Origin of the sequence: Herbaspirillum sp. YR522 (genome assembly GCF_000282575.1) — a bacterium.
Classification (GTDB): Bacteria; Pseudomonadota; Gammaproteobacteria; order Burkholderiales; family Burkholderiaceae_D; genus Herbaspirillum.
The window spans coordinates 23,469-32,965 of record NZ_AKJA01000066.1 but is presented as its reverse complement, the minus strand read 5'-3'; the positions used below and the strand labels follow the sequence as shown (position 1 = coordinate 32,965).

Annotated in this window: 9 protein-coding genes; 4 read left to right on the top strand and 5 right to left on the bottom strand. The window is 62.9% G+C overall.

The genetic code is table 11. The features are described 5' to 3' along the window. Positions 1-819: TonB-dependent siderophore receptor (locus tag PMI40_RS10855; RefSeq protein ID WP_040501911.1), on the bottom strand; the 819-nt coding region annotated here is incomplete at its 3' end. 344 nt (positions 820-1,163) lie between these two features. Between PMI40_RS10855 and argF the strand changes: the two genes are divergently transcribed. The 3 genes from argF to PMI40_RS10840 are packed head-to-tail and all read left to right on the top strand — an operon-like array spanning position 1,164 to position 3,810. After that, a complete protein-coding gene (argF, locus tag PMI40_RS10850; RefSeq protein ID WP_008115104.1) occupies positions 1,164-2,078 on the top strand; it encodes an ornithine carbamoyltransferase in 915 nt (304 codons plus the stop codon). A gap of 52 nt (positions 2,079-2,130) precedes the next feature. Beyond that, a complete protein-coding gene (gene argG / locus PMI40_RS10845; RefSeq protein WP_008115102.1) occupies positions 2,131-3,465 on the top strand; it encodes an argininosuccinate synthase in 1,335 nt (444 codons plus the stop codon). Between the two features lie 30 nt (positions 3,466-3,495). Beyond that, on the top strand, positions 3,496-3,810 hold the full coding sequence (locus PMI40_RS10840) for a pyrimidine/purine nucleoside phosphorylase (protein WP_008115100.1): 315 nt from the start codon (positions 3,496-3,498) through the stop codon (positions 3,808-3,810). Positions 3,811-3,869: 59 nt separating this feature from the next. On the opposite strand, the gene murB is transcribed toward PMI40_RS10840, so the two are convergent. Beyond that, positions 3,870-4,889: a UDP-N-acetylmuramate dehydrogenase gene (gene murB, locus PMI40_RS10835; RefSeq protein WP_008115098.1), complete on the bottom strand. Its 1,020-nt coding sequence runs from the start codon at positions 4,887-4,889 to the stop codon at positions 3,870-3,872. 125 nt (positions 4,890-5,014) lie between these two features. Between murB and PMI40_RS10830 the strand changes: the two genes are divergently transcribed. Further along, positions 5,015-5,500 (top strand): YajQ family cyclic di-GMP-binding protein, encoded by a 486-nt coding sequence (locus tag PMI40_RS10830; RefSeq protein WP_008115096.1) that lies wholly within the window; start codon positions 5,015-5,017, stop codon positions 5,498-5,500. A 94-nt stretch (positions 5,501-5,594) separates the two neighbouring features. Here PMI40_RS10830 and aroG read toward each other — a convergent pair whose 3' ends face one another. The 3 genes from aroG to PMI40_RS10815 form a co-directional block, all read right to left on the bottom strand. Further along, a complete protein-coding gene (gene aroG / locus PMI40_RS10825) occupies positions 5,595-6,665 on the bottom strand; it encodes a 3-deoxy-7-phosphoheptulonate synthase AroG (protein WP_008115094.1) in 1,071 nt (356 codons plus the stop codon). Between the two features lie 478 nt (positions 6,666-7,143). Next, the gene (tldD, locus tag PMI40_RS10820) at positions 7,144-8,604 is read right to left on the bottom strand and encodes a metalloprotease TldD (RefSeq protein WP_008115092.1); all 1,461 of its coding nucleotides are present in this window, start codon (positions 8,602-8,604) and stop codon (positions 7,144-7,146) included. Between the two features lie 70 nt (positions 8,605-8,674). Further along, positions 8,675-9,481 (bottom strand): carbon-nitrogen hydrolase family protein, encoded by an 807-nt coding sequence (locus PMI40_RS10815; protein WP_008115090.1) that lies wholly within the window; start codon positions 9,479-9,481, stop codon positions 8,675-8,677. Between the last annotated feature and the right edge of the window lie 16 nt (positions 9,482-9,497).

Sequence of the window (9,497 nt, the reverse complement as noted above, 5' to 3'; positions counted from 1 at the left end):
CGCCAGCGGCGCGCCGCTGGCGCTGCGGCCACTGACCTGGGCCGGCATGCCGCGGTCGGGCACCCGCTCGAATTCCTGGTATTCGGCCTGCAGCAGCCAGCTGCTGCGACCGTCGTCCCACTTCAGGGAGGGCGCGAGGTATTGGCGGGTGCTGTCGACTTCCTTGCGGAAGCTGTCGGCACGCTCGCGCCCGGCGTTGATGCGCATGCTCCATTGCTCGTTGATCGGGCGGTTGATGTCGGCAGCCACCCCGAGGCGCCCGAAGCTGCCCCAGGTGGTCGTCAGGCTGGCCATGGCCTCGCGCCCCGGTTGCTTGGTGATGCGGTTGATCACCCCGCCGCCGCCGCCGCGCCCGTACAGCACTGCCGCCGGCCCCTTGAGCACTTCGATGCGCTCGATATTGCCCAGGCCACGCACGTACTGCGCATCGTCGCGCATGCCATCGAGCAACAGGTCGCCGGAATTGGAAAATCCACGCAGGCGAAATGCGTCGAAACGCGTATCCGAGACATTCGATACCCCCGGCATGCCCGCCAGCGCATCGGCCAAGTCGCGCCCGCCGTAGGACAGGGTCTGTTCGACCGCCACGCTGTCGACCACCTGCGGCACGTCGCGCTCGCGCGCCTCGGTGCGGGTGGCCGAACCGACCCTGGCCGGGCGCGGATCATAATGGCTGCGCTGGTCGGAAACCTCGATATGCGGCAGGCGCGACGCGGCGCCCGATTCGCCATCCTCGGCCAGCACCGGCGCTGTGAAAAGGGAAGAAACGGCCACTGCCATGAGCTTCAGGCGGCTCGATGCAACACGATTTGGGAACATGGAAGAATGCGCAGGAACTGCGGCTTGCTGAAAAGAAGGAGCGCAATTCTAGGGGTGGGCACGACAACGATTCTCATTGCCGCGGGCGCCAGATGCAGGTTGCTGCAATTAATCGCGATTCGTCAGGTCCATGCTTGAAGGGTCACGACGAGTCACTCGAAGGAGTTTAAAAAAGTTGATTGATTGACATCACGCGGCCGATTCATCCGCAGGCTCGAACCGATGTCGCCAGCCGGGCTTTCCGCCCGGCAAGCCCGCAGGGTATCTTTTTGCCCTGAATCCCTTATAATCCAAGCAGTTATAACGATCGGCGGCAGGCGCCAGCTTGGCCGCCGTTTTCATTTATGGCCATCAAACACTACTTAAAATTTTCCGACTTTACGCTTGATGAATACGACTACGTGATCGATCGTTCTCGTGTGATCAAACGTAAATTCAAGAATTACGAACCGCACCACACGCTGGCGGACCGCACGCTGGTGATGGTGTTCGAGAAGAATTCCACCCGCACCCGGCTCTCTTTCGAGGCCGGCATGCACCAGATGGGTGGCGCCGCGATCTACCTCAACACACGCGATAGCCAGCTGGGGCGCGGTGAGCCGGTCGAAGATGCGGCCCAGGTCATGTCGCGCATGTGCGACGTGATCATGATCCGTACCTACGGCCAGGAAATCATCGAGCGCTTCGCCGCCCATTCGCGGGTGCCGGTGATCAACGGCCTGACCAACGAGCAGCATCCCTGCCAGGTGCTGGCCGACGTGTTCACCTTCATCGAACAGCGCGGCAGCATCAAGGGCAAGATCGTGGCCTGGGTCGGCGATGCCAACAACATGCTGTACTCGTGGCTGCAGGCGGCCGAGGTGTTTGGCTTCCACGTCAACGTCTCGACCCCCGAGGGGTATGACATCGACCCGGCGCAGGTCACCCCGGGCAACAGCCACTACACGTTCTTCGCCAATCCGTCCGACGCCTGCCAGGACGCCGACCTGGTCACCACCGATGTGTGGACCAGCATGGGCTTCGAGGACGAGAACGCGGCGCGCCTGAAAGCCTTCGACGGCTGGATCGTCGACGGCGCCAAGATGGCGCGCGCCAAGAAGGACGCGCTGTTCATGCACTGCCTGCCAGCCCACCGCGGCGAGGAAGTCGCCGCCGAAGTCATCGACGGCCCGCAATCGGTGGTCTGGGAAGAAGCCGAAAACCGCCTGCATGTGCAGAAGGCGCTGCTCGAATACCTGGTGCATGGCAAGCTCGACTGAGCCGCGCACCGCATTTCACTGTCATCACAACACCATCGCAATCGTCTAGATCATGTCCAACATCCTGCAATCCGTTCCGGTCAAACAAAAAGTAGGCATCGCCTTTTCGGGCGGCCTTGACACCAGCGCCGCATTGACCTGGATGCGCCAGAAGGGCGCCATTCCCTACGCCTATACCGCCAACCTGGGCCAGCCGGACGAACCCGACTACGACGAGATCCCCAAGAAGGCAATGCAATACGGCGCCGAACTGGCGCGCCTGATCGATTGCCGCGAACAGCTCGCTACCGAAGGCATCGCGGCGCTGCAAAGCGGCGCCTTCCACATCTCGACCGCCGGCGTGACCTACTTCAACACCACGCCGCTGGGCCGGGCCGTGACCGGCACCATGCTGGTGGCGGCGATGCGCGAGGACAACGTCGACATCTGGGGCGACGGCAGCACCTTCAAGGGCAACGACATCGAGCGCTTCTACCGCTACGGCCTGCTGGTGAACCCCAACCTGAAGATCTACAAGCCCTGGCTGGACAATACCTTCATCGATGAACTGGGCGGCCGCAAGGAAATGTCCGAGTTCATGATCAAGTCCGGCTTCGACTACAAGATGTCGGTCGAGAAGGCCTACTCGACCGATTCCAACATGCTGGGTGCGACCCACGAAGCCAAGGACCTGGAGTTCCTCAACAGCGGCATCAAGATCGTGCAGCCCATCATGGGCGTGGCGTTCTGGCGCGACGAGGTCGACGTCAAGCGCGAGGAAGTGACGGTACGCTTCGAGGAAGGCCGCCCGGTGGCATTGAACGGCCAGACCTTCGCGAACCTGACCGAACTGATCCTGGAAGCCAACCGCATCGGCGGGCGTCATGGCCTGGGCATGAGCGACCAGATCGAGAACCGCATCATCGAGGCCAAGAGCCGCGGCATCTACGAAGCCCCGGGCCTGGCGCTGCTGTTCATCGCCTACGAGCGCCTGCTGACCGGCATCCACAACGAAGACACCATCGAACAGTACCGCGACAACGGCCGCAAGCTGGGTCGCCTGCTGTACCAGGGCCGCTGGTTCGACTCGCAGGCGATCATGCTGCGCGAAAGCGCCCAGCGCTGGGTGGCGCGCGCCATCACCGGCGAAGTGACCATCGAACTGCGTCGCGGCAATGACTACTCGATCCTCAACACCGAATCAGCCAACCTGACCTACCATCCGGAACGCCTGACCATGGAAAAGGGTGAAGGCGCGTTCTCGCCGGTGGACCGTATCGGCCAGCTGACCATGCGCAACCTGGACATCGCCGACACCCGCCAGAAGCTGTCGATCTACCAGAGCACCGGCCTGTTGGACACCAGCACCGCCGTGTCGCTGCCGTTGCTGGACAAAGACGCCAAGTAAAAATCGCCAACCCACCGACCAGGAAAACCGATGAGCACCCAGCTCGACAACGTTACCGTCCTCAAGAAGGGCAATGTGTATTTCGATGGCAAGTGTGTCTCGCACACTGTGCTGCTGGCCGACGGCACCAAGAAGACGCTGGGCGTGATCCTGCCGTCGTCGCTCAACTTCGGCACTGCCTCGCCGGAGATCATGGAAATCGTCAGCGGCAGCTGCCGCGTGCGACTGCAAGGTGAAGAAGCCTGGAACACCTACGGCGCCGGCACCCAGTTCAGCGTGGTCGCCAATTCGAGCTTCGATATCGAAGTCACCGAAACGGTCGACTACGTGTGCCATTACGGTTGATCGGTCGCACGGTCTTGCACGTGGAAACGCCGGCATATGCCGGCGTTTCCACGTGGTCGTCATACAAACACCGGTTCCGGCTCGAGCCAGACGCCGAACCTGTCATGCACATCCTGCCGGATGGCCTCGGCCAGCGCCGCGATCTCGGCGCCGCTGGCGCCGCCACGGTTGACCAGCACCAGCGCCTGCCGGTCGTACACGCCGGCCGCGCCCAGCGAGCGGCCCTTCCAGCCGCATTGGTCGATCAGCCATCCAGCGGCCAGCTTGTAGCTGCCATCGGGCTGGCCATAGCTGACCAGCGCTGCATGACGTGCCGCCAGGCTGTCGCGCACGGCAGCGTCGACGATCGGATTCTTGAAGAAGCTGCCCGCATTGCCGATCTGCGCCGGATCGGGCAGCTTGCGCTGGCGGATGCCGATGACGGCGGCGGCGATGTCGGCCGGGCCCGGGCGCGCCACGCCGGCCAGCGCCTGCGCTACATCGGCATAGGCCGCATTGGCTTGCCAATGTCGAGGCAGCGCAAAGGTGACGTCCAGCACCACGGCGCGCTCGCGCAGCGCATGCTTGAAGACGCTGTCGCGATAGCCGAAGCGGCAGGCGGCGCGCTCCAGCACGAGCACTTCGCCGGTGACGAAATCGAATGCGCTCAGCGCCTGGAAGCGGTCCTTGAGCTCGACGCCATAGGCGCCGATGTTCTGGATCGGCGCCGCCCCCACGCTACCGGGAATCAGCGCCAGGTTCTCCAGCCCGCCCAGGCCCTGCGCCAGGGTCCATTGCACCAGGCCATGCCAGCTCTCGCCGGCGGCTGCCCGGACGTAGGTGAAGTCGTCATCCTGGCCGACCACCTCGATGCCGCGGCTGCGCATATGCAGCACCAGCCCTGGATGGTCGCGCGTGAACAACAGGTTGCTGCCGCCGCCCAGCACCAGGCGCGGCAGCGCCGCCAGTTCGGCATCGGCACGCACGGCGCGCAAGGTATCGACGCCGTCGACGGCGACATAGACCTGCGCGCGGGCGTCGATGCCGAAGGTATTGAAGGTGCGCAACGAAAAGTCGCGCTGCAAGGGAATCGGAAACATAAGCCCGCGATTATAGCCGTTGCCACCAATGGTCAGTCGAGCATGGCGGCGCCGCGCGCAGTCCGTTAGAATCTCACCGGTATGCGGGCCCTTCCGGCCCGCCGCAACAATATAAGGATAAAGCCATGCCCTCTTTCGATACCGTCTGCGAAGCCAACCTGGTCGAGGTCAAGAACGCCGTTGAACAGGCCAACAAGGAAATCACCACCCGCTTCGACTTCAAGGGCACCGACGCCCGCGTCGAACAAAAGGAAAGGGAGCTGACCGCCTTTGCCGACTCCGACTTCCAGCTCAGCCAGGTGCGTGACGTGCTGACCAACAAGATGACCAAGCGCAACGTCGACGTGCGCTTCCTCGATGAAGGCAAGATCGAGAAGATCGGCGGCGACAAGGTCAAGCAGGTGATCAAGGTCAAGAACGGCATCGAGAGCGACGACGCCAAGAAGATCGTGCGGGTAGTCAAGGACAGCAAGATGAAGGTACAGGCCAGCATCCAGGGCGACGCCGTGCGCATCACCGGCGCCAAGCGCGACGACCTGCAGGCGGCCATGGCGCTCTTGCGCAAGGAAATCAAGGACCTGCCGCTGGAATTCAACAACTTCCGCGATTGATCCTCCCGCGCTGGAAAAAAAACGCCGGCAGGTCAACCTGCCGGCGTTTTTTTCGACTGCTCCGCGCGCGGCATCGCAGCCGCTAGCTGGAGGCTCAGGCTGCGTCGCGCTCGCCGACCAGGCGGCGTTGCTTGACCGAGTCAGCCAGGCCCTTGAGCACCTGCAGGCTTTCTTCCCAGTTGATGCAGCCATCGGTCACCGATTGGCCATAGGTCAGTTCCTTGCCCGGCACCAGGTCCTGGCGACCTGCCACCAGGTGCGACTCGACCATCACACCGACGATGCGGGTGTCGCCGGCGGCCACCTGGGCGCCGATGTCGGCGCACACCGGGATCTGATTCTCGGGCTTCTTCGAACTGTTGGCGTGCGAGGCATCGATCATCAGGCGTGCCGCCAGGCCGCTCTTGGCGATATCCTGGCAGGCCGCATCGACGCTGGCGGCGTCATAGTTGGGCAGCTTGCCGCCGCGCAGGATGATATGGCAATCCTCGTTGCCGGCGGTGGACACGATGGCCGAATGACCGCCCTTGGTCACCGACAGGAAATGGTGCGGCTGCGAGGCCGCCTTGATGGCGTCGACCGCGATCTTGACGTTGCCATCGGTGCCGTTCTTGAAACCGACCGGGCACGACAGTCCCGAGGCCAGTTCGCGGTGCACCTGCGACTCGGTGGTGCGGGCGCCGATCGCGCCCCAGCTGATCAGGTCGGCGATGTATTGCGGGCTGATCACGTCGAGGAACTCGGTGCCGGCCGGCAGGCCCAGCTCGTTGATATTGAGCAGCAGTTCGCGCGCGGTGCGCAAGCCGTCATTGATGCGGAAGCTGTTGTCCATGTACGGATCGTTGATCAGCCCCTTCCAGCCGACCGTGGTGCGCGGCTTCTCGAAATAGACGCGCATGACGATCTCGAGCTCGCCCTTGTAGCGTTCACGTTCCACCACCAGGCGTCGCGCATATTCCATGGCGGCCTTGGTGTCGTGGATGGAGCACGGCCCGATGACCACCATCAGGCGGTCGTCCTGGCCGTGCAATATGCGATGCAATGCGGTGCGTGCCTCGGCCGTGGTGTTTTCCACTTTCTCGGAACAGGCAAACTCGCGGATCAAATGCGAAGGAGGAAGCAGTTCTTTCATTTCTCGGATACGAAGATCGTCAGTGCGCGGCATTTGTTCTCCAGTTTGCTCTCTCGGAATCGACCAAAAAAAAACCGCCATCACTGGCGGTTTTTTTAGAAATTCGGTTTTGTCTTTTTACGAACGCTTACCGCTTTTCACCGCCGTGGGGCTGGAATAGCTAAAGTAAAAGTAAAAGTAAGCGCGGGACAAAGACATGGCTATCGTTAGGGTTAAAACGGTATGCAGTGATAGTGCTACAAATCCCGGGTTTTGGCAAGCGACAAGCGCGATTGCTCATATCATCATTTTCCGCACAAAATATTCATAAAAGACGCCAATAAAGAAAAAATCAACCGCGTCGACCTATCCATAAGACTAATAACACAACAAAAAACCAGGCCACGCGCATGCATTGTCGGCCACCGTGCGCAAGATCGAATGTGGTGCAGCAGCAAATAACGGCGCCAGAAACGCAAAAACCGCCGGGCTGGCCGACGGTTCTTGCCTTTCGCGACACCTTGCCAATGCTTCAGGCAGTGCCGCCCACGGTCACGCCATCGATACGCAAGGTGGGTTGCCCGACCCCGACGGGGACGCTCTGGCCTTCCTTGCCACACACGCCCACACCCGAATCGAGGCGCATGTCATTGCCGATCATCGATACCCGGTTGAGCACGTCGGGACCATTGCCGATCAAGGTAGCGCCCTTGACCGGGTAGGTGATCCTGCCGTCTTCGATCATGTAGGCCTCGCTGGCCGAGAACACGAACTTGCCGTTGGTGATATCGACCTGGCCGCCACCGAAGTTGACCGCGTACAGGCCATTCTTGACCGAGGCCAGGATCTCTTCCGGATGACGGTCGCCGGCCAGCATGTAGGTGTTGGTCATGCGCGGCATCGGCAGGTGGGCAAACGACTCGCGACGGGCGTTGCCGGTCACCGGCATCTTCATCAGGCGCGCATTCATGGTGTCCTGCATGTAGCCCTTGAGGATGCCGTCCTCGATCAGGGTCGTGCATTGGGTGGCATTGCCCTCGTCGTCGACGTTGAGCGAACCGCGGCGGTCGGCGATGGTGCCGTCGTCGACCACGGTCACGCCCTTGGCCGCCACGCGCTCGCCGATGCGCCCCGAGAAGGTGCTGGACCCCTTGCGGTTGAAGTCGCCCTCCAGGCCGTGGCCGATCGCCTCGTGCAACAGCACGCCCGGCCAGCCGGGGCCGAGCACGACGGTCATCGGGCCGGCCGGCGCCGGCCGCGAATCGAGGTTCACCAGTGCCGTGGACACCGCTTCGGAGGCATATTGTTCCAGCAGGTCGTCGGTGAAGTAGGCATAGTTGTAACGACCGCCACCGCCGCTGCTGCCGACCTCGCGCCGACCGTTCTGTTCGGCGATGACGGTGACCGACACCCGCACCAGCGGGCGGATGTCGGCGGCCAGCACGCCGTCGGCGCGCGCCACCAGCACCACGTCGTATTCGCCGGAGAGGCTGGCCATGACCTGCACCACGCGCGGATCCTTGGCGCGGGCGATGCGCTCGACGCGCTCGAGCAGCTTGACCTTGGCCGTGGCGTCGAGCGAATTGAGCGGGTCGTGGGGCAGGTACAGCGCCCGGCTGCCGGCGGGAATCATCGTCCCTGCCACCTTGACGCGACCGGCACCCTGGCGCGCGATGCTGCGGGTGGCAGCGGCGGCTTCCATCAGGGCCCGCTCCGAAATTTCATCGGAATACGAAAAGGCCGTCTTGTCGCCGGACACCGCGCGTACCCCCACGCCCTGGTCGATCGAGAAACTACCGGTCTTGACGATGCCTTCTTCCAGGCTCCAGCCCTCGCTCTTGGTGAACTGGAAATACAGGTCGGCATAGTCGACCTTGTGGGTAAACATGCTCCCCAATGCCTTGAGCAGGCCCGACTCGTCCAGCCCGAAGGGCGTCAGCAGCACATCGCGCGCGACTTGCAACGCGCCCATATTCGGTTCAAATAATTTCATGGTGTCTTCTGGCAATGGTACCGGTTGTGGCCGGTACCGATAAAAAACGCTGGCAGCAGGCAAATCGCCTTCAGAGCTTGCGGTGGCGCAACGCCGGCAAACCCTCCCGCACGTATTGTAGACGATGGGGATCGATATCGCCGATCACAAGCCCCTCGCCCTCGGGCCACACCGACATCACCTCGCCCCACGGATCGACCAGCATGCTGTGGCCCCAGGTGCGGCGACCATTGACATGCAGCCCGCCCTGGGCCGAGGCCAGCACGTAGCACTGGTTTTCGATGGCGCGCGCACGCAACAGCAGCTCCCAGTGCGCCTGACCGGTGGTATGGGTGAAGGCGGCCGGCATGACGATCAACGCACAATCGCCCATGGCGCGGTACAGCTCGGGAAAGCGCAGGTCGTAGCAGACCGACAGCCCGACCCGGCCGAAAGGCGCCTCGAAGGTGACCACCTGGCTGCCGTGCTCGATGGTGCGCGCCTCGTCGAATTGTTCCTCGCCGCGCGAGAAACTGAACAGGTGGATCTTGTCATAGCGCGCCACGCGCTGGCCCTGCGGATCGTAGACCAGAGAGGTATTGAGGACCTTGCCGTCGCTGCCGGCGGCCATCGGCAAGGTGCCACCGACCAGCCACACGCCATGCTGGCGTGCCAGTTGCGCCATGAACGACTGGATCGGGCCGGGCGCATCGGACTCGGCGTGGCCCAGCTTGTCGCGCTCGTGGCGGCCCAGGATGGGCCAGTATTCGGGCAGCAGGACCAATTGCGCGCCCTGCGCGGCAGCCTGGCCGAGCAGCCGGGACGCGCTGTCGAAATTCTGTTGCGGCTCGGGGGTCGAGACCATCTGGATCGCCGCCACCTTGAATGCCTGGGTCATGTCAGCCTCGTGAAAA

Bases quoted from the DNA above. Each gene is read 5' to 3' on its own strand.
- PMI40_RS10840 (WP_008115100.1), top strand. From the start codon at position 3,496: ATGAGCACCCAGCTCGACAACGTTACCGTCCTCAAGAAGGGCAATGTG.
- argG (WP_008115102.1), top strand. From the start codon at position 2,131: ATGTCCAACATCCTGCAATCCGTTCCGGTCAAACAAAAAGTAGGCATC.
- aroG (WP_008115094.1), bottom strand. From the start codon at position 6,665: ATGCCGCGCACTGACGATCTTCGTATCCGAGAAATGAAAGAACTGCTT.
- tldD (WP_008115092.1), bottom strand. From the start codon at position 8,604: ATGAAATTATTTGAACCGAATATGGGCGCGTTGCAAGTCGCGCGCGAT.
- PMI40_RS10815 (WP_008115090.1), bottom strand. From the start codon at position 9,481: ATGACCCAGGCATTCAAGGTGGCGGCGATCCAGATGGTCTCGACCCCC.
- murB (WP_008115098.1), bottom strand. From the start codon at position 4,889: ATGTTTCCGATTCCCTTGCAGCGCGACTTTTCGTTGCGCACCTTCAAT.
- argF (WP_008115104.1), top strand. From the start codon at position 1,164: ATGGCCATCAAACACTACTTAAAATTTTCCGACTTTACGCTTGATGAA.
- PMI40_RS10830 (WP_008115096.1), top strand. From the start codon at position 5,015: ATGCCCTCTTTCGATACCGTCTGCGAAGCCAACCTGGTCGAGGTCAAG.